The organism is Ramlibacter paludis, from assembly GCF_022012305.1.
Taxonomy (GTDB): Bacteria; Pseudomonadota; Gammaproteobacteria; order Burkholderiales; family Burkholderiaceae_C; genus Ramlibacter; species Ramlibacter paludis.
The window spans coordinates 143,136-162,598 of record NZ_JAKLTM010000006.1; the positions used below are offsets into that span (position 1 = coordinate 143,136).

Sequence of the window (19,463 nt, forward strand, 5' to 3'; positions counted from 1 at the left end):
GGTCGGCTATTCGCGCGGGCAGCCGAAGCTTTCCAGCTCGCGCAGGCGGAAGGGATTGAAGGCCGCACTGCCGGTGCGCAGTTCGAGCTGCGCCCGCGAGCCGCCTGGCGCGCTGTAGCTCACGCGCACCTTGTCACCGGTGCTGGCCGGATCGATCGCGCCCTTGTCGACCAGGCGGAACAGCGCCCACGGCCCTTCGGCGGCCGCCACCGGCTGGCCGCCGATCGAAAGCCGGGCGTTCGGCTTGGCGGGCCACGCGAGCCGCGCGCTGCCCGAACCCACGCGCAGCTTGTAGCTCTGGCCGTCGTAGTCGATGGTGACTTCGCCGTCGCCCGACACCACCGCCACGTCGACGGTCACCGCGGGCGATGCGCCGCCGTTGAGGAAGGCCGTGCGGATCGCGTCGGCGTTCTGGAACTGGCGCAGGGTGCCGGCGGACACGGGCGGCGCGGACTCGCCACTGCCTTTCAGCCGCCACACGCCGCCCGACTTGTCGACGAACTGCGCGAGGTTGCTGTTGAAGAAGGCGTCGAGGTCGCCGCCTGCCTTGAACACGTTGACGAAGTCCTGCACGCCGGCGTCCTGCTGCGAGCTGCGGACGAAGGGGTACTTGCCGGGGATGGCGCGGGCGCACATCGAAGCCGCGCCGCCGACGCCGGCCTTCACCTCCTTGCGCACTCCGCCCGACGCTTCCTGCTCGGAGTAGTCGGCGATTGCCTTGATCACGCCCGAGACCGGCGGGCCGAAGCGGTCGGCCGAGGCCTTGGCGCGCGCCAGGCCCTGCGGCATCTCCTTGATGCCCTGGCCGGAGGCCAGCCGCTGCTGCATCGCGACCAGTTCATTGAAGATGTCGTTGATCAGCGCGATGGCGGCGTCGATCTCGCCCGGGCTCTTGCCGTCGCCGGCCAGGCGCCGCAGGCCAGCGAACTGCTCCTCGAACGCGAGTTCCTGCGCGCGCAACGGGTCGCCCTGCGGCAGCACCGTGCCGGCCACCTGGCTGCCCTGGCTGCCGAAGATGCCGCTGGTGGCGTTGGCCGCGGCGTCGCGCAGCTTGCGCTTGGCTTCTTCCGATGCCGCCGATACCGCCATCGCCTTGGTGTCGTTCGCCGACGGACTCAGGCGCGTCTGCTCCGCCACCGCCACCACCAGCCGCTTCAGGGGCGAGTCGGACTGCGCCAGCACCTGCGACACGTTCATCGCCGAGCGGATGCCGTCGATCTTGCGCACCTGCACGTCGCGCAGCACGCCTTCCCAGGTGGCGCGGTAGTCGGCCAGGAAGCGCTGCAGCACTGCCGCCTCCAGCTCCTTGGTGTTGGTGCCGGCCGCGACGCCCGAGGCGCGCGGGCCCATCACCCAGGCCTCTTCCTTCGCCAGGTCCTTCACCAGGTCGCCGATGCGCGGGCGCACCGCGCGCAGGTAGCCTTCGCGCGTGAAGACGGCGTCGATCGGGTCGGCCAGCGACACGCCGGAGGCGCGCTGCAGCACGCCGACGCCTGCCGGCCCCACCACTTCGCTCAGGCGCAGGCCGGCACCGGCCAGGTTGCCCGACAGGCGCAGCAGGCTGTAGGCACGGTCGACCATGGAAGCGGAAGCCACGCGATCGCGCGCGGCCGCAACCACCTTCTCGTCGACCGGATGCCAGCGCGCGACCTGCAGGTCCTTGGACTGCACCAGTTCGATCAGGTGCTCGCGCGCGGCGCTTGCCAGTTCGCGGTCGACACCTGCGCTGTTCCAGAGATCGCCCACCGTCGCGACAAAGAAGGCCGGATCCATCCGCTTGCCCTCGTACATCATCAGGTAGGCCTTGAGCGCCGCATACACGCCTTCCGGCTTGACGGTGGGCGCGGCCATGATGCTTTCCAGGTGCAGCGCGATCCGCGGCAGCAGCCCCTGCTGCAAGGCGGTGCGATAGCGCTCGGCGACCTGGTCCTCCACCTTCTCGCCCTGGTACAGCCCCCAGCCCATGCGCATGGGCGGCTCGCGCACCGGGTCATGCACCGCGGGCGGAACGGCGCGCACGCTGTTCAAGGCGCTCACCAGCACGGCCAGGTCGGCCGGCGCAGGCGGACCGACCTGCGCCACAGCGGTCCTGGCTTTCTTCGTGGCCTCGGCCGCGGCCAGCAGGCCTTGCCGGTTGGAGAAGTAGCTGAAGGTCCAGGCCGTGACGAGCCCGCCCGCGAGCAGGAAGGCCACCGACACCATCGCCCAGTTCAGCAGGCGCAGGCGCTTCTCGCGCTGCTCGCTGTAGCCGGCCAGGCCCGCTTCCGGGAAGATCACCTCCTGCATCAGGCGGGTGAGGAAGAAGCTCTTGGCCGCGCCGGCGAACACGCCGCCACCCTTGGCCGACGTCGCCGCCGTGGCCGGGATGTCCAGCGTGCGCGAAAGCGAGCCGAGCAGGCGGTCGATGGGCGCGCCCTGCTGCGTGCCGCTCGTGAAGTAGACGCCGCGCACCAGCGCCTTGTCGTTGAAGTTCGAGTCGGCGAAGGCGGCGGCCAGGAACTCGGAGACCAGCGGGCCCAGCGCGGCGAACTGCTGCGGGAAGGGATACATCACCGTGCGCCGGTCCGAATCGCGCTCTTCCTGCAGCCGCGCGAGCAGCAGGTCGTTCAGCTTGCCGAGCAGCGCCGGGAATTCCTTGTCGAACTGCTCGCGCGGATTGGCCGACTGGCGCGTGCGGATGTCGAGGTCGAAGGAAACGCCCCAGACCTGCGCGCGCTGGTCGGCGTCGAAGGTGTTGAAGAACTCGCTGAAGCCCGCCACCAGGTCGCACTTGGTGACCAGCACGTAGACCGGGAACTGCAGGCCGAGGTCCTTCTGCAGTTCGTCGACCCGCGCCCGCACGACCTGCGCGTAGCGCTGGCGCTCGTCGGGCGTGAAGCCGATCAGGTCGCTCACGCTCAAAGTCACGAGGATGCCGCTGATCGGCTGGCGCGGACGGTATTTCTTCAGCAGCTGCAGGAAGGTGGTCCAGGCGCTGCGGTCCACGCTGGCGTTGCTGTCCTGCGTGGTGTAGCGGCCGGCGGTGTCGATCAGCACCGCGCGGTCGGTGAACCACCAGTCGCAGTTGCGCGTGCCGCCGATGCCGCCCACGGCGCTGGCCTGCGAGCCCGGCGCCGCGAGCGGGAAGCGCAGCCCGCAGTTCACCAGCGCGGTGGTCTTGCCCGAGCCCGGCGCGCCGATGAACATGTACCAGGGCAGCTGGTACAGCAGCTTGCCGCTGGACTTGCCGCCGAACTTCTGCGCCTTCAGCACGTCGAGCGCGGTGGCGAAGCGCTGCGCCAGCTGCTCCGCCTCCAGCCGCGAGAGCGACTCCTCTTCGCCGCCCGAAGCGAGCTCGCTGATCATCTTGCGGTTCTTCCGGCGCACCAGCAGCACCCGCGTCAGTTCGATGGCGGCCCACAGCAGCAGCAGCAGGATGACGATCATCCCGCGCCGCGTCCCCGATTCGAGGATGCGCGGCTGGCCCACCGCGACCAGGGGACCGACGAACCAGACCAGCAGGGCCAGCGACAGGACGACGAAGGCGCCGATGGCCAGGCGTTTCCAGGGTAGGGAGCTCACGGCGCTGTCCTTACTGCAGGGTGGACGGAACCCGCAGCGTGATCTCCACGCGGCGGTTCTGGGCGCGGCCTTCGGCCGTGTCGTTGGACGCCACCGGCTCGGTGTCGCCCTTGCCCTCGGCGCTGCTGCGGCCGGGGTCCTTCAACATCGTGTCGATCATCGCCTTGACGTTGGCGGCGCGGTCCTTGGACAGCGCGAAGTTGGAGGCGTAGCGCAGCGTGCGGGTGGGCACGTTGTCGGTGTGGCCGGTGACGACCACCTGGCCTTCGACCTGGTCCAGCGCCGCGGCCACGGCGCGCAGCAGCTGGATCGAGCGCGCCGTGGGCGCCGCGCTGCCGGACTCGAACACGCCCTCGCCCAGCAGCGTCACCACCGACTCCAGCTTGAGGTCCTTCACCGAGACCTGGTTGCCCTGGATCTCGGGCGCCAGCAGCTGCGCCAGGCGCGGCTTGGGCGCCGGCGCCATCGCCACCTTGGTCAGCTCGCCCTTCTTCAAAGCCAGGCCCGACAGCGCGAGCTCGTCGACCTGGCCGGCCAGCGAGTAGCTGTAGAAGGCGAAGACGCCCAGGCTGGCCAGCACGCACAACGCCGCCACCACGCCGAACATCGCGAAGCCCTTGAAGCGGCGCTGCTCCACTTCCACGCCCTTCCAGTGGCCGGACAGCGTGCGGTCGGCCTCGCCCTGGGTGCGCTTGATCAGCACGTAGAGCCGCTCGCGCAGGTCGCCCACCGCCTGCCGGCCCTGCGCGCCCGCGAGGTGGAAGCGCCCCATGAAGCCGACCGCCAGGCAGACGTAGAACAGCTCCAGCACCTGCGTGAAGCGCGAAGGCGTCTCCGACATCTTGTCGAGGATCTGGAAGAACTTCTCGCCGCCCCAGTTCTCCTTGAAGAAGTGGATCAGCAGGCTTTGCTGCGCCCAGTTGGCCGCGGTGCCCCAGGGCGTCATCTGGATCGCCTCGTCGACCACCGTGCACAGCGCGTAGCGCGCGATGTTGCGCTGGTCGTCGGGCAGGCCCTGCTTGATCACGGCGGCATCGAAGTCGCGCACCATCTCGATCAGCCGCGCGCGCGTCACGCCGACGTCGCCGGGCGGATGCGCCGTGCGCAGCGCCGGCACCATCATCAGCAGCGGATTGGCCGCCGCGACGACCGGGTTGATCGCGGCCAGCCCGGCGATCTGCCGCGTGTCGACCGGCGCCACCGGGGGCGCGGCCACCGCGGCGAAGTTCATGGCCGCCGCGGGCCGGAACAGCAGGGTGGAGTCGTTGGGGCTGTAGCTCATGGTGGTCCTTCCTTGCCAGAGCGTCAGGAACGGATGGCCCAGAACTGCAGTTCCAGCCCCGGCAGCTCGCCGGCCACGTAGATGGCGAGGCGGCGGCTGGTCTTCACCGAGTCCCAGAACTCGCTTTGCGCGTCGAGCTGGAAGTAGCTGAAGTTGGCGTGGAACGGAATCTGGCGCGGCGCGTCGATCGGTTCGATGCGGATGCCCGGCACGGCGGTCATCACCAGGTCGCGGATCTTGTCGGGCGGCCCGATCTTGATCTGCGTGGGCAGCGTGGTGCGCAGCGCCTCGCGCGGCACCTGCGCGGAAGCCGAGAGCACGAAGTAGCCGGAGGTGATCAGGCGCACGTCGGCGATGTCGGCTCCGTACAGGCCCTTGGCCACCTGCGTCAGCGGGATCTGCACCGCGGTCTGTTCCAGCACCGCGGCCATGGTGCGGCGGATCGCCTCCACCACCGGGATGAAGGTGCCGGCCAGCTGGTTGTGGTCGTAGCGTTCGAAGGTCGGCGCCCGGCGCTCGGGGAGGAAGGTCGCGCACTCGCCGGCCAGCTTCAGCAGCTCGTTGAAGACGTGCAGCGGATGCAGTGGCGTGGTGTGGCGGAACTGGTCCAGCAGCGGCTGGTAGCGGTTGCAGGCCTGCAGCAGGATGAAGTCGGCGAAGTCCGCCACGCCCTTGGTGCCGGGCGCGCCGACGCGGGCGGCCAGCGCGTCCCCGCGCTGCTTGACCAGGCCGTAGAGCTCCTCGAGCCAGGAGCGCGCCTTGGGATGCGCCTGCATGTCCAGCAGCGGCGGCACGAACTGGTCGTCGAGCTCCACCACCTGGCCCTTGCGCTCGCGGATGCGCGCGATCGGCATCGAGGCAAGTTCGCCGTCGAGCGTGCTGGCGAGGTTGAGCGACAGGCTCAGCACGCCCACCTTGAGTTCCGCTTCCGAATCGAAACCCAGCACCGCGTCCGACACCGTGGTGTCGCGCCCGATGAAACGGGTGCGGCGCTTGCCCTCTTCCAGCACCGCCGTCTTCTGCCCGGGCCGGCGCAGCACCCCGCTCAGGTAGACGATCTCGTCGCGCACGCCTTCGGCCACGTCGAGCGGCGCCAGCTGGGTGGCATCCGACGGCAGGCTGAAGGGCGTGCCGTCCGGCAGCAGGCCTTCGGCGCTGTTGAGGGCCAGCTTGCCCTGCAGCAGCAAGGGCTGGTCGATCACCAGGCGCTTGAAGCCGTAGGCGAAGCCATGCAGCGGCCCGAGCCGCGAATCGAGCAGGGACTCGAAGAAGCGCTCCTGCTGCTGGAAATGGTGCGGGCGGAGGAACAGTCCTTCGGACCAGATCACGCGCGCGTTGCTGATCGACATCGGTACTTCCTTGAAGAGGCGATCAGCCCACGCTGTACGCGAAATCCTTGTCCTGCACCGTCACGTCGATGCGGGAGAGGGGCTTCTGTTCGATCAGCCGCCCCAGCACGATCTCCGACAGCCGCGGCAGCACGCTGTTGGTGAGGATCGCGTCGATCATGCGGCCTCCGCTTTCCACCTCGGTGCAGCGCGAAGCCACCAGGCCCACCACGTCGTCGGTGTACGAGAGCACCGCCTCGTGGTTGGCGCCGAAGCGCTTGACGATGCGATCGAGCTGCAGGCGGATGATCTGGGACAGCATCTGGTCCGACAGCGGGTAATAGGGAATGGTGACGATGCGGCCCAGCAGCGCGGGCGGGAACACCTTCAGCAGCGGGGCGCGCAGCGCCTTGGCGATTTCCTCGGGGCCGGGCGCCAGCTCGGGGTCGGCGCACAGGTCGGCGATGGTCTCGGTGCCGACGTTGGACGTCAGCAGGATCAGCGTGTTGCGGAAGTCGATCATGCGCCCTTCGCCGTCTTCCATCCAGCCCTTGTCGAAGACCTGGAAGAAGATCTCGTGCACGTCGGGGTGCGCCTTCTCCACCTCGTCGAGCAGGACCACGCTGTACGGCCGCCGGCGCACCGCCTCGGTCAGTACGCCGCCTTCGCCGTAGCCCACGTAGCCGGGCGGCGCGCCCTTGAGCGAGGAGACGGTGTGCGCCTCCTGGTATTCGCTCATGTTGATGGTGATGATGTTCTGCTCGCCGCCGTACATGGCGTCGGCCAGCGCCAGCGCGGTCTCGGTCTTGCCGACGCCCGAGGGCCCGCACAGCATGAACACGCCCACCGGCTTGTTCGGGTTGTCCAGGCGCGCGGCCGAGGTCTGGATGCGCTTGGCGATCATCTCCAGGCCGTGGCGCTGGCCGATGACGCGCTTGTCCAGCGTGTCCGCGAGCTTCAGGATGTTCTGGATCTCGTCGCCGACCATCTTGCCGACCGGGATGCCGGTCCAGTCCTGGACGACCGAGGCGACCACCATGTCGTCCACCGTCGGAATGACAAGCTGCGTTTCTTTCTGCAACTTCGAGAGCTCGCCTTGCGCCGCGTTGAGCGGGCCCATCAGCTCGCCGCGCTGCTCCGGCTCTTCGCGCATGCGGCGCCGCAGCTCCAGGATGCGGCCGGTCAGTTCCTTCTCGGTCTGCCAGCGCGCGTCGAGCGCCGCCAGCTCCTCGTTGAGCGCCGCCAGGTCCATCTCGATGGCGGTCAGGCGCTTGTCGTGCGACGCGCCAAAGTGGGTCTCGCGCTTGAGGATCTCCTGCTCGGTCTGCAGCACGTCGCGCTGGCGGCTGCGGTCCTCGATGGCGGCCGGCGTCGCGTACTGGCTCACGGCGACGCGGGCGCAGGCGGTGTCCAGCAGGCTCACGCCCTTGTCCGGCAGCTGGCGCGCCGGGATGTAGCGGTGCGACAGGCGCACGGCCGCTTCGACCGCCGTCTCCATGATCTCGACCTTGTGGTGCTGCTCGAGCACGGGCACCACGCCGCGCAGCATCTGGATGCCCTTCTCCTCGTCGGGCTCGCCCACCTGGATCACCTGGAAGCGGCGGGTGAGCGCCGGATCCTTCTCGAAGTACTTCTTGTATTCGGCGAAGGTGGTGGCGGCGACGGTGCGCAGCTTGCCGCGCGCCAGCGCCGGCTTCAGCAGGTTGGCGGCGTCGCCGGTGCCGGCCGCGCCGCCCGCGCCGATGAGCGTGTGGGCTTCGTCGATGAACAGGATGATGGGCGTGGCGGAGGACTGCACCTCCTCGATGACCTGGCGCAGGCGGTTCTCGAACTCGCCCTTCATGCTGGCGCCGGCCTGCAGCGCACCGAGGTCCAGCGAACAGATGCGCACGCCGCGCAGCTGGGGCGGCACGTCGCCCTTGACCACGCGCAGCGCGAAGCCTTCGACCACCGAGGTCTTGCCCACGCCCGCCTCGCCGGTGAGGATCGGGTTGTTCTGGCGCCGCCGCATGAGGATGTCGACGATCTGCCGGATCTCGTGGTCGCGGCCCAGCACCGGGTCGATCTCGCCCTTCTCCGCCTTGGCCGTCAGGTCCTGCGCGTACTTGGCCAGCGCGCTGTCCTTGGAGTCGCCCGGGCCCATCGCGCCCGACGCTTCGCCGAGCTGGCCGCTGCCGCCGGCCTGCGCGGCGCTTTGCGCTTCGACGCTGCCGGCGAGCAGTGTGTCGAATTCATCGGTGAGGCGCTCGACCTTGACCTTGCTGAACTCGCGCGAGATGGCCAGCAGCGCGTTGCGCAGCGTGTTCGACTTGAGCGCGCCGATCAGGATGTGCCCGGTGCGCACCTTGTGCGAGCCGTACATCACCGAGGCGTAGGTCCAGGCGCGCTCCACCGCTTCGTCGATGTGCGAGGAGAGGTCGGAGATGGAACTGCTGCCGCGCGGCAGGGCATCGAGGGCCGCCGTGAAGTCGGCCTGCAGGCGCGCGGGATCGAGGTCGAACTGGCGGGCGATGAGGGCGAGGTCGCCGTTCTCGATCTGCTTCAGCTGGAAAAGCCAGTGTACGAGTTCCACGTACGGGTTTCCCCGGAGCTTGCAGAACACGGTGGCCGACTCGAGGGCCTTGAAGGTGGTCGCATCGAGCTTGGAGAAAAGCTTGGACCTGCTGATTTCGCTCATGGAGACCCCTGCAAATGAATTGCGTGATCCCCAACGACTTCAACTTCGCGCCTCCACCCCAAGGGGGAGACGTCTGTTTATGACTTTACATTTTCATAATATCTGACCGATACTTTTACGACAATACCTCCTCCGCGCGATTGTGCCGAGACCGAAGGGACCGCTTCAACGTGACCGTCCTCGTGCATTTCTCTGGACCGTCTTTCAGCAAGTCTGTGGTCCTCCAGCCCGCAGCGCCACCCCTCGACGTGGGACGCGATGCGCAGGCCGGCGTCTACCTGCCCGACAACGACCGCCTCATCTCGCGGCGCCACTGCACTCTGGAGTGGGACCAGGGGGGCGTCAAGGTCACCGTGTTGTCGAAAGTAAATGGCATCACCACGCCGCGCGGCGAGTTCAACATCGGCCAGTCGGTGGTGATTCCACCGGGTGAATCCGCGCAGCTCGGTCGCTACACATTCGTGTGCGAACGCGGCGGCGCTGGGGCCGGCGCGCCGGCGATGGCCGCGCCAGCCGCGATGCCGGCACCCGCCGACGATCCCTTCCAGGTATTCGGCGGCGCGGCGGCGCCCGCGGGTTCGAACTCGGTCTTCGACGATCCCTTCTTCAACACGCCGGCGCGCGCACCGGCGCCTGCGCTCGACATGCCGGCGGCGCTCGATGCGATGAGCGGCAGGCCCGCGCATGGCGGCGCGAGCTTCAGCGGCGCCGCGCCGGGCGCCGAGCTCGATCCGCTCGCGGCCTTCGGCGGCAGCCAGCCGCCCGCGCACTCCTCGGTGTCGATCGACGAATTCCTGGGCGGCGCCGGCAACCAGCCGCGCGGACTGGGCGCGGCACAGATGCTGCGGCCCGAATCGGAAGGCCCCGCACGCAAGCTGGCCACCGACCACGTGCACGACTTCAACCTGCCGCTGCGGCCGATGAACATGCAGCCGGTGCCGCCGCCTGCGCCCACCGCACCGCTCGCGGACGATCCGCTCGCGGCGCTGGACGCACTCGCTGCGTTCGGCGCGCCGCCGGCGACGGCAGCGCCGCGCGCAGCCGCCGCACCGGCGCCCTCGGCGGCGCCCGCCGCACCCGCCGCCAAGTCCGCGGATCCCTGGGCCGATTTCGCCAGCGAATGGGTGCCACCCGGCGGCCGGGCCAAGGACAAGCCGGCTCCGCAGGCACCGCTCAACCACGCCTTCGACGATGCCTTCTCCTCGTCCACCGCGTGGCACGTCGAGGACATGCCCGACACCGTGGTCGATCCGCTGGCCAGCGCTTCGTTCGAGAGCGACAAGGTCCTGAACGCCGCCTTCTCGGTGCCGCCGCCCACCGCCGCCCCCAGCGCGAACTTCGAAGCCAACGCCGCAGCGTTGCAGGCACTGTGCAAGGGCCTGGGTATCGGCGGGCCACGGCAACTGTCCGACGCCGAGTGGGAGCACCTGGGCCAGTCGATCCGGCAAATCGTGCAGGGCCTGAGCGACCTCATGAACGTGCGTGCCGAGCTCAAGCGCGAGATGCGCGCGGCCGACCGCACCATGCTGGGCGCGCAGGAGAACAACCCGCTCAAGAGCAGCATGCCGATGGACGAACTGCTGCACTACCTGCTGTTCATGCCGCAGGGCGCGGCCGGCTACATGCCGGTGCCGCGGGCGCTGGCGGAAAGCATCACCGACCTGCGGGCGCACGAGTTCGCCTCGCTGGCCGCCGTGCGCGCCGTGGTGGAAGGTTCGATCAAGGAGTTCGATCCCGCCAAGCTGCGCGCCACCCTGATGAAGGGCAAGCGCAGCATCGCCACCGCCATCGACAACGCGCGCCTGTGGGACCTCTACACCACCCACTACGAGGACAAGGGCCAGCACATGGCCGACTGGCTGGAGCAGGTGTTCAACCGCCACTTCATGCCGGCGTACACGCGCGAGGCCGACCGCCTGCGGCGCGAAGCGCAGTCCCAGCAGCCGCCCGCCCAACCGACGCCCCCGCCGCACCGCGGCTGAGAGCCGGCACCTACGCGCAAGCGCAGCCGCCGGCTGGCGGCCGGCTGCCGCGTCGTCCTACAGGGAGGGGATGGCGCCCTCCCTATGGTGGGCTCCTATGAAACGCCGTCCGGACCAGCCCGAACTGCCCAACTATCCGCTGGTCGCGCGCGCCTACGAGATGGCGCGCGCCGTCACCTGCCGCTCTTCCGAGACGCTGCGGGTCGGCATCGTCGACCGCTCGGGCACGATGACGGCCGAAGGCGTGCTGCGCGGCTACAGCCAGGCCGGCGTGTTCGCGGAGCTGCTGCGCAAGATCGGCTACCAGGAGCTGCTGCCGCGCACGGCCCAGCGCATCTGCGAATGCCATGTCGCCTTCGTCGCGCCGCATTCGACGGGCGAGGCGATGCCGCAATCGATCCTGCCGCAGGCGGTGCTCGATCTCGACCTCTGGCCGGGCATCGGCTTCGAGACCTCGCGGCGGCGCGAGCCGGAACTGGTCGACTAGCGACCGGCCGGCAAGGCCACGTCCAGCTTCTTCGCCCACCCCGCCAGCGCGTCCATGATCCCGGCGTGCAGCGTCACGCCTTCGCGCCGCTGCGCCTCGGCGAGCTGGAAGCCCTTCTCCCCCGGCAGGCGGACGGCCCTGCCCTCGCGCGCCGCACGCGACGCATGGCAGCGGCGCACCACTTCACCGGTCTGGCGCTGGAAGGCTTCCAGCCCCGCAAAGGCCGCGGGGTCCATCACCTGCAGGAAGACGGTCGCGCCCCAGCCTTCCTTCGGGTCGGCGCGCCCGTGGCCGGACAGGCCGCCGGTCAACGCCTCCACCAGCAGCGAGAGTCCGTAGCCCTTGTGGCCTGAATCGAGCCCGCCCAGCGGCAGGATCGTGCCCTTCGGTTCCTGGAACAGAACGGCCGGGTCGTCGCTCGGCTGGCCGTGCCCGTCGATCACCCAGGGCGCCGGCAGCTTGCCGCCTTCCGCATGCAGGCGATTGGTCAGGCCGTTGGTGGTCGCCGAGGTCGAGATGTCCATCACGACCGGCAGGCCCGGCGCCGGAATGCCGGCGGACAGCGGGTTCGGCGTGAACACCGGGTCGAGCCCGCCGAAGGGCGCGACGCTCGCGGAGTTCGGGTCCGAGCAGGCCAGCAGCAGCAGCAGGCCCTGGTCGGTGGCGCGTTTGTGGAAGCTCGCCAGGCTGGCGATGTGGTGGCTGCGGCGGATCACGACCGTGCCCGTGCCCATGCGGCGGGCGCGCTCGGCCGCGGCTTCCAGCGCCTGCAGCACGAGCCACGGCCCCGGCAGGCGGCGGCCGTCCCAGGTCAGCGCGGCCGGAGCGTCGCTCACGACTTCGGGGCCGCCCTGCACGTTCATGGTCCCGGCCTCGATCTCGCGCAGGTACGAGCCCAGCAGCTGCAGGCCGTGGGTGGTGTGGCCCATCAGGTCGCCTTCGACCAGGATGCCGGCGACGGCCTGCGCCTTGTCGTCGGGCATGCCGGCGGCGTGCAGCAGGCGTTGGGCAAAGGCCAGGAGATCGGCGGCGGCATAGCGCGGTGGGGTGGTGCTCATGGTCCCGCCAGTCTACGGGACGGCCTTGTGTCCTACCTGAGCGGGGCGCCGCCGCCCCGAGAATTCCGCAAGCCACGGCAGAGTCAATACCACCCCACCATGTTCGTCCTCGATTCCGCTTTCTGGTTCTGGCTGCTGCTGGGACTCGTCGTCCTGCTGGTCATCGTGATCTGGTCGATCCGCCGGCACCGCAGCCCGATCCTGCACGTCCAGTGCGAGTCGACCATCGACAAGCTGATGCCCTCGCTCTCGGGCCTGTCGCTCAGCACCGCGGTGGACGGCAACACCGTCGAAGTGCTGCAGAACGGCGCGTTCTTCGACGTGCTGGAGGAGCGCATCCGAGCGGCGCAGCACTCGGTGCACTTCGAAACCTTTCTGTGGAAGCCCGGCGCGCTCGGCACCCGCCTCGCCACGGCGCTGATGGAGCGCGCGCGCGCCGGCGTCGTGGTGCGCCTCATGCTCGACGCCCAGGGCTCCAAGACGATCGAGGCCGACACGGTGGAGCGCATGCGCGAGGCCGGCTGCAAGGTCAAGTTCTTCCACAAGCGCTCGATCTACACCATCGGCGTGCTGAACGACCGCGACCACCGCAAGATGGTCATCATCGACGGCAAGGAGGCCTTCGTCGGGGGCCATTGCGTCGTCGACGACTGGCTGGGCGACGCCGAGGACAAGCTGCACTTCTCCGACGTCAGCGTCTGGCTGCACGGACCCGTCGTGCACAGCATCCAGGGCGCCTTCAGCGAGAACTGGACGGGCGAGACCGGCGAGGTGTTCGTCGGCGACGAGTTCTACCCGGTGCTGGAGAAGGTGGGCGACGTCTCGATCTTCGCGGCCTATGTCAAGCCCGAGAACTCGGCGCCCGCGGTCAAGCTGCTGCACCACACGGCCTTGTGCCTGGCCAAGAAGCGCATCTGGATCCAGAACCCTTACTTCATCCCCAAGAAAGAAGCGATCGCGGCCCTGGTGAACGCGGTCAAGCGGGGCGTCGACGTGCGGGTGATGATGCCGGCCACCTCCGGCTCGGACAGTCCCACGGTGCAGCATGCCGGCCACTACCACTTCGAGCAGCTGCTGGAAGGCGGGGTGCGCCTGTTCGAATACCCGCACACGCTGCTGCACCAGAAGATCATGACGATCGACGGCTGCTGGTCGGCAGTGGGCTCCACCAACTTCGACGACCGCTCCTTCGACACCAACGACGAGATTTCGCTGGGCATCCTGGACGCCGGCGTGGCCGCGCAGTTCGACGCGGTGTTCGAGCGCTACGTGAAGCGCGCGCCGGAAGTGACGCTGGCCAAATGGAAGAAGCGCAGCCTCGGCGTGAAGTTCTACGCCGCCGCGGCCTACCTCATCCACGACATCCTGTAGGTCCGGCCTAAGCCGCCAGTTGCGGCGCGATGCCGACGTAACGCCCGCGCGGGCGAATCACCTCGGCCACGCCCAGCTGCTCCAGGCTGTGTGCCAGCAGGCCCACGCTGCGCGCGGTGGCGAACAGCGCGAAGGCCGAATCGGCGGGCAGCCTGTGGTGCGCCACCAGCGCCGCGAGCGCCACGTCGATGTTCGGCTGCAGGCCGGTGAGCTGCGTGGCCTTCTCGATGAAGCGCGCCATGCCCTTCGGCAGTTCGAACAGCGCCAGAAGCGCCGCGGCCCGCGGATCGCCATCGGGATAGAGATGGTGGCCGAACCCCGGCAGCGGCAGCCCCGTGGACAGGTAGTGCGCCACCACCTGCTCGTCGCCCAGCCGCTCCACCTCGCCGAACAGCGCCGTCACGCGGCCGGATGCGTCGCCATGCGCCGGGCCGGAGAGCGCGGCCAGTCCGGCCAGCAGGCAGGCGGGCAGCGATGCGCCGGTCGATGCCGCGATGCGCGCGGCAAAGGCGGAGCTGGTCAGCTCGTGGTCCACCAGCAGCACCAGCGCCGTGCGCAGCAGCTCGGCGACGCGCGCCGGTTGCTTCCAGCCTTGGGCGAATCGCAGGTGCAGCGGCTTGCTGCCGGCTTGGGCGCCGAAGGCTTCGGCCAGCTGGCCGACGAGGCCCTGCGCCTCGGCATGCAGCACGCGCGTCATGCGCCCGCGCGTCGAGTGGCCGCCCGCCGCCAAGCCGGCGAGGGCGGCGAAGGCAGCGGCACGACCGGGCTTGCCGGCGCGCGCCAGGGGCGGCGCCGAGAAGTCGACAGCCTGCCCCGCGTCCCACAGCAACTGCGCCGCCTGCTCCACGGTCGCCGTCGCCGCGAGCCGCACGGCGTCCTGCCCGCGGTAGTACAGCCGCCCCTTGAAGAAGGTGCTGAGCGCTGTGGGCACGCTGGGTTCGGCGCCGAACAAGGTGTTGGCCGCCAGCGTTTCGTGCTTGCGGCCGGCCTGCTTGCGCCTGGCCAGGCCGGCCACGTCCTCGGCGCGGTAGAGGCTGCGCCGCGTGTCCGCGGGGTCGGGCATCACTTCGAGCTTGCCGCGGCTCACGTAGGCATAGACGGTCTGGGGCTGCACGCCGAGCTGGTCGCAAGCCTCCGCCATCGAAATCCAGGACGCCATGTTCTCCTCGCGAACTTTTATATATTGATTTTATACGTCAATATTGCCTATTCAATCAAGCATTGACAAGATAAGCGCCATGAAAGCCCGCGTCCTCCAACTCAACCCGATCCTGGTCCCCGCGATCAACGACCAGCTCGCGGCGCGCTACACGGTGCACAAGCACTTCGAAACCGCCGACCCCGAGGGCTGGCTGCGCGACAACGGCGCTGGCGTGGACGCCGTCATCACCGGCGGCCACACCGGCATCTCGCGCGCCATGCTGGAGCAGATGCCGGCGCTCAAGGTGGTGGCCGTCAATGGCGTGGGCACGGATGCCGTCGACCTCGCCTACTGCCGCGCGCGCGGCCTGCCCGTGACGGCGACGCTCGGTGCACTGACCGAAGACGTGGCCGACCTCGCCATCGGCCTGCTGATCGCCGCCTGCCGCAACCTGTGCGCCGGCGACCGTTTCGTGCGCGACGGCCAATGGGAACTGAAGCCCCAGCCTAGCGCGATCCCGCTGGCGCGCCGCTTCAGCGGCATGCGCGTCGGCGTGGTGGGCATGGGGCGCGTGGGCCGCGCAGTCGCGCAGCGCGCCGCCGCCTTCGGCTGCCCGATCAGCTACACCGACCTGCGCCGCATGGACGACGTGCCCTACCGCTTCGTGGCCGACCTGGTCGAACTGGCGCGCGACAGCGATGCGCTGGTGCTCTGCGCGGCCGCCGACCAGGCCGAAGGCATCGTCAACGCCGCGGTGCTCGATGCCCTCGGGCCGCGCGGCTTCCTGGTCAACGTTGCCCGCGGCCGCCTCGTCAACGAGGCCGACCTGCAGGCGGCCCTGGCCGCCGGCGCCATCGCCGGTGCCGGCCTCGACGTCTTCGTCGACGAGCCGCGCGTGCCGCTCGCCCTGCGCCAGTCCGACAGCGTGACCCTGCAGGCGCACCGCGCCAGCGCCACCTGGGAAACGCGCGCCGCCATGGGCGAGATGGTGCTGGCCAGCCTGGAACAGGCGCTGGCCGGCCAGCGCCCGGCGATGAGCCTCACCACCTGAACCACGAGCACCATCCCATGACACAAGGAAAGATCGCGCTGGTCACCGGCGCCGGCAGCGGCATAGGCCGCGCCACCGCAAACGCCCTGCTGGACGACGGCTGGAGCGTCGTGCTGGCCGGACGCCGCGCCGAGCCCCTCCAGGCGCTGGCCGCCGAAGCCGAAGCGCGCGGCCGGTTCGCGCTGGCCGTCCCCACCGACGTGACCGATCCCGCCAGCGTCGAAGCGCTGTTCGCGACCATCGAAGCCCGCTGCGGCCGCCTCGACCTGCTGTTCAACAATGCCGGGGTCAACGCGCCGGCCGTGCCCATGGACGAACTGCCGCTGGACAAATGGTTCGCGGTGGTCGACACCAACATCACGGGCGTCTATCTCTGCGCGCGCGCCGCCTTCGGCCTGATGCGTCGGCAGTCGCCGCAAGGCGGCCGCATCATCAACAACGGCTCGGTCTCGGCCCACGCCCCGCGCCCCTTCACCGCGCCCTACACCGCCAGCAAGCACGCGGTGACCGGGCTCACCAAGGCGCTCGCGCTCGACGGCCGCGCGTACGGCATCGTGGCGAGCCAGGTCGACATCGGCAATGCGCTGACGGATCTGTCCGAACGCATGACGCGCGGCGTGCTGCAGGCCAACGGCACGGTCGCCCCCGAACCCATGATGGACGCACGCCACGTGGCCGACGCCGTGCGCCACATCGCCGCCCTGCCCCTGGGCGCAAACGTCCTGAACATGACCGTCATGGCCAGCGCCATGCCCTTCGTCGGGCGTGGCTGAAACCGACCCACCCCCCCAGAGGAGACATTCCATGCAACGCAGACCCCTGTTGAAAACCCTCGCGGCTGCTGCCCTTGCCACCGCGGCGACCCTGGCCTCGGCCCAGGCCTGGCCCACGCGCGCCATCAAGATCATCGTGCCGGCGCCGCCCGGCGGTGCGATCGACACCATCGCCCGCGTGGTCGGCGACAAGCTCTCGGTCTCGCTCGGCCAGCCGGTGGTGGTCGACAACCGCCCCGGCGCGTCCAACAACCTCGGCACCGATGCGCTGGCCAAGTCGGCGCCGGACGGCTACACGATCGGCATCGTCGGCGGCAGCCACAACACCAACAAGTTCCTGTTCCGGAACCTCGGCTGGGACCCGGAGAAGAGCTTCGAGCCCATCGTCTACACGCACGAGGTGCCGCTGGTGTTCGCGATCTATCCGCAGATCCCGGCGAAGACGCTGCCCGAGCTCGTCGCCTGGATGAAGGCGCATCCCGACCAGGCCAAGGTGGCGACCTCCGGGCGCGGCAGCGCGCAGGAGATGGCCGCGGAAATGTTCAAGATGGCCAGCGGCGCGCCCATGCTGCTGGTGCCTTACAAGGGCTCGTCGGCCGCGCACCCGGACCTGCTGGCCGGCCGCACCGCCCTCTACATCGACACGATCAGCGCGATCCAGTCGCAGGTGAAGGCCGGCAACGCGCGCGCGGTCGCGGTGTCGACGCGCAAGCGCGCGTCGTCGCTACCCGACGTGCCGACCGCCGAGGAGCAGGGCTTCAAGGGCTACGACGCCAACACCAACGGTGGCTTCCTGGCGCCGGCCGGCACGCCCAAGGCCATCGTCGCGAAGCTGAATGCGGAGATCAACGCGGCGCTCAAGCTGCCCGACGTGCGCGCCAAGCTCGAAGCCGCAGGCATCGAGATCCAGGGCGGCACGCCGCAGGAGTACGCCGCGTTGATCAAGTCGGACCTGGCCAAGTGGGGCAAGGTCGTGAAGGAGGCGGGGATCCAGGCCGAGTGACAATCGGCGCATGGCCAGCGCCCCCCTGCTCACCCTGCTGCAATCCACCATCGAGGCCGCCGCGACGGTGGCCTTCGCCTTGTCGGGGCTGCTGGCGGCCGCGCGCAAGCGCCTCGACGCCGTGGGCGTGTGCCTCGTCACCGGCCTCGCCGCTTTCGGCGGCGGCACCCTGCGCGACGTCCTGCTGGACCGCCGCCCCTTCTTCTGGGTGGCGCACGCGGAATGGTTGTGGGGCCTGCTGGCGCTCTGCGTGGGCGCGATGTTCTTCCTGCGCGCGCAGCACTTCGCCCTGACCGAGCGCGCCATGCAGTGGCCCGACGCCCTGGGCCTGGGCCTCTTCAGCGCCAGCGGCACCCAGCTGGCCCTGGCGCAGGACCTGCCCGGCATCGTCGCCGTGCTGATGGGCGTGATCACCGCCACCTTCGGCGGCGTGCTGCGCGACATCGTCTGCAACGAGATTCCCACGGCCCTGCGCGACCACAGCCCGTATGCCATCTGCGCTTTCGCGGGCGGCTGGGCGCTCGTCGCCGCACAGGCCGGCGGCATGCCCCAGGACTGGAGCATGGTGCTGGCGGTGGCCGTGGCCACCGGGCTGCGGGTGGCGGCGCTGCTCTCGCGCTATTCGCTGCCGCGGTGGACGTCGGGCAGCGATTCGGCGTGAGCTGCCGCTACAGCACTTCCTCCACGGAATAGATCGGGCCGGCCGGCTCGCGGCGGCCGGTGCCCACGGCGACGATCTTGTTGATCCACGCGTACCTCTGCGACCCGGTCTCGAAGACCGGCGCGATGCGGAAGTAGTAGCTCGCCGGATCGACGACTTCGCCGGCGGCCAGCCGGGCCATCACCTCGGCGGGGCCATGGCGCAAGCCACGGTAGGCCATGTAGATGTGCTCGCCGTCGTCCGTGCGCAGCAGGATGCGCACGTCCAGCACGGTCACGCCGTCATGCCGCTGCAGCAGCCAGTCGCCGCCGGGCGCACCGACCACGGTGCCGCGCAGGCGCTCGCCCTGGAATTCACCGGCGGTCACGGCGGCGATGCGGCGGCGGCCCAGGGGCGTGTCGCCGATGTCGGTGATCTGCGGCACCTGCAGCCGGATCTCGAAGAGCGGACGGGTCGCGATCACAGCGGGCCCACCTGGAACTCGTTCATTGTCTTCCCTCGGGTTGAGGCTGGGATTAAACGGACCCCGTGCGGCGCCGTCAAGGAGGGAATCAGCGGGCCCGCTCGACCCGCGCCGCGTAGCAGCCGTACTTCGCGTAATGCACGTGCAGGTAGTCCGCGCAGGGATCCGCCAGCAAGGTCGCGATCGCGCGCTCCACCTGCGTGCCTTCCACCAGTTCCGCCCCGACGATCATTCCCGCGCCATCGAAGGCGCGCAGCGAAAGCGTGCGCCGGCGCAGCACCTGCGGCACTTCGTCGATGGCGTCGAAGCTCGTCCGCTCGCCTTCGAGCACGAAGATGGCATGGCTGGCCCGATATGGACTCCGCGCCGGCTGGTGCTCGAAGTTGAGGAGCAGCAGGCGCTCGCCGGGCTCGGCGTCACGCAGCGCGACACGGTCCGGAAATCCGGGGCACTGGTCGGCCACGCGCCGCAGCACGCCGCGCGCGGCGAGTTCTTCGTCGGACAGGCCGGCCAACGGCAGGAAGTTCGAGGCCGGCAGGCCCTGGATGCGGAAGTGCATGGCGTTCTCCTGAAGCGATGCACCACTGTGCGCGCCATGCGCCCGCCGCACTGGCCGTTTCCGGAC

General features: G+C 69.8%; 15 protein-coding genes. 7 read left to right on the plus strand and 8 right to left on the minus strand.

What is annotated here, in order from left to right:
• Nucleotides 1–6: 6 nt before the first annotated feature.
• The 4 genes from tssM to tssH are packed head-to-tail and all read right to left on the minus strand — an operon-like array spanning nucleotide 7 to nucleotide 8,848.
• The gene (tssM, locus tag LZ009_RS20220) at nucleotides 7–3,561 is read right to left on the minus strand and encodes a type VI secretion system membrane subunit TssM (protein ID WP_275699779.1); all 3,555 of its coding nucleotides are present in this window, start codon (nucleotides 3,559–3,561) and stop codon (nucleotides 7–9) included.
• A gap of 10 nt (nucleotides 3,562–3,571) precedes the next feature.
• The gene (gene tssL, locus LZ009_RS20225; protein ID WP_275699780.1) at nucleotides 3,572–4,843 is read right to left on the minus strand and encodes a type VI secretion system protein TssL, long form; all 1,272 of its coding nucleotides are present in this window, start codon (nucleotides 4,841–4,843) and stop codon (nucleotides 3,572–3,574) included.
• A 23-nt stretch (nucleotides 4,844–4,866) separates the two neighbouring features.
• The gene (tssK, locus tag LZ009_RS20230) at nucleotides 4,867–6,192 is read right to left on the minus strand and encodes a type VI secretion system baseplate subunit TssK (RefSeq protein ID WP_275699781.1); all 1,326 of its coding nucleotides are present in this window, start codon (nucleotides 6,190–6,192) and stop codon (nucleotides 4,867–4,869) included.
• Between the two features lie 22 nt (nucleotides 6,193–6,214).
• A complete protein-coding gene (gene tssH, locus LZ009_RS20235; RefSeq protein ID WP_275699782.1) occupies nucleotides 6,215–8,848 on the minus strand; it encodes a type VI secretion system ATPase TssH in 2,634 nt (877 codons plus the stop codon).
• Between the two features lie 215 nt (nucleotides 8,849–9,063).
• Between tssH and tagH the strand changes: the two genes are divergently transcribed.
• Entirely contained in the window at nucleotides 9,064–10,830 is a 1,767-nt protein-coding gene (gene tagH / locus LZ009_RS20240) for a type VI secretion system-associated FHA domain protein TagH (protein ID WP_275699783.1), read from the plus strand.
• A 97-nt stretch (nucleotides 10,831–10,927) separates the two neighbouring features.
• Nucleotides 10,928–11,317: a hypothetical protein gene (locus LZ009_RS20245; RefSeq protein WP_275699784.1), complete on the plus strand. Its 390-nt coding sequence runs from the start codon at nucleotides 10,928–10,930 to the stop codon at nucleotides 11,315–11,317.
• On the opposite strand, the gene LZ009_RS20250 is transcribed toward LZ009_RS20245, so the two are convergent.
• Nucleotides 11,314–12,375, minus strand: coding sequence for an Ldh family oxidoreductase (locus LZ009_RS20250; protein WP_275699785.1), 1,062 nt, complete (start codon nucleotides 12,373–12,375; stop codon nucleotides 11,314–11,316). The two genes, LZ009_RS20245 and LZ009_RS20250, sit on opposite strands and share 4 nt — an antisense overlap.
• Before the next feature lie 99 nt (nucleotides 12,376–12,474).
• On the opposite strand from LZ009_RS20250, the gene LZ009_RS20255 reads away from it, so the two are divergent.
• A complete protein-coding gene (locus tag LZ009_RS20255; protein ID WP_275699786.1) occupies nucleotides 12,475–13,746 on the plus strand; it encodes a phospholipase D-like domain-containing protein in 1,272 nt (423 codons plus the stop codon).
• A 7-nt stretch (nucleotides 13,747–13,753) separates the two neighbouring features.
• On the opposite strand, the gene LZ009_RS20260 is transcribed toward LZ009_RS20255, so the two are convergent.
• Nucleotides 13,754–14,905: a citrate synthase gene (locus tag LZ009_RS20260; protein WP_275699787.1), complete on the minus strand. Its 1,152-nt coding sequence runs from the start codon at nucleotides 14,903–14,905 to the stop codon at nucleotides 13,754–13,756.
• Nucleotides 14,906–14,984: 79 nt separating this feature from the next.
• On the opposite strand from LZ009_RS20260, the gene LZ009_RS20265 reads away from it, so the two are divergent.
• The 4 genes from LZ009_RS20265 to LZ009_RS20280 are packed head-to-tail and all read left to right on the plus strand — an operon-like array spanning nucleotide 14,985 to nucleotide 18,375.
• A complete protein-coding gene (locus LZ009_RS20265) occupies nucleotides 14,985–15,938 on the plus strand; it encodes an NAD(P)-dependent oxidoreductase (RefSeq protein ID WP_275699788.1) in 954 nt (317 codons plus the stop codon).
• A gap of 17 nt (nucleotides 15,939–15,955) precedes the next feature.
• Nucleotides 15,956–16,711 (plus strand): SDR family oxidoreductase, encoded by a 756-nt coding sequence (locus tag LZ009_RS20270; RefSeq protein WP_275699789.1) that lies wholly within the window; start codon nucleotides 15,956–15,958, stop codon nucleotides 16,709–16,711.
• Nucleotides 16,712–16,742: 31 nt separating this feature from the next.
• On the plus strand, nucleotides 16,743–17,714 hold the full coding sequence (locus LZ009_RS20275) for a Bug family tripartite tricarboxylate transporter substrate binding protein (RefSeq protein ID WP_275699790.1): 972 nt from the start codon (nucleotides 16,743–16,745) through the stop codon (nucleotides 17,712–17,714).
• A gap of 10 nt (nucleotides 17,715–17,724) precedes the next feature.
• Nucleotides 17,725–18,375 (plus strand): trimeric intracellular cation channel family protein, encoded by a 651-nt coding sequence (locus LZ009_RS20280; RefSeq protein ID WP_275699791.1) that lies wholly within the window; start codon nucleotides 17,725–17,727, stop codon nucleotides 18,373–18,375.
• 7 nt (nucleotides 18,376–18,382) lie between these two features.
• Here the strand turns inward: LZ009_RS20280 and LZ009_RS20285 are convergent, their stop codons facing one another.
• The gene (locus LZ009_RS20285; protein ID WP_275699792.1) at nucleotides 18,383–18,838 is read right to left on the minus strand and encodes a DUF3237 domain-containing protein; all 456 of its coding nucleotides are present in this window, start codon (nucleotides 18,836–18,838) and stop codon (nucleotides 18,383–18,385) included.
• Nucleotides 18,839–18,926: 88 nt separating this feature from the next.
• Nucleotides 18,927–19,397: a DUF1203 domain-containing protein gene (locus LZ009_RS20290; protein ID WP_275699793.1), complete on the minus strand. Its 471-nt coding sequence runs from the start codon at nucleotides 19,395–19,397 to the stop codon at nucleotides 18,927–18,929.
• Nucleotides 19,398–19,463 lie beyond the last annotated feature (66 nt).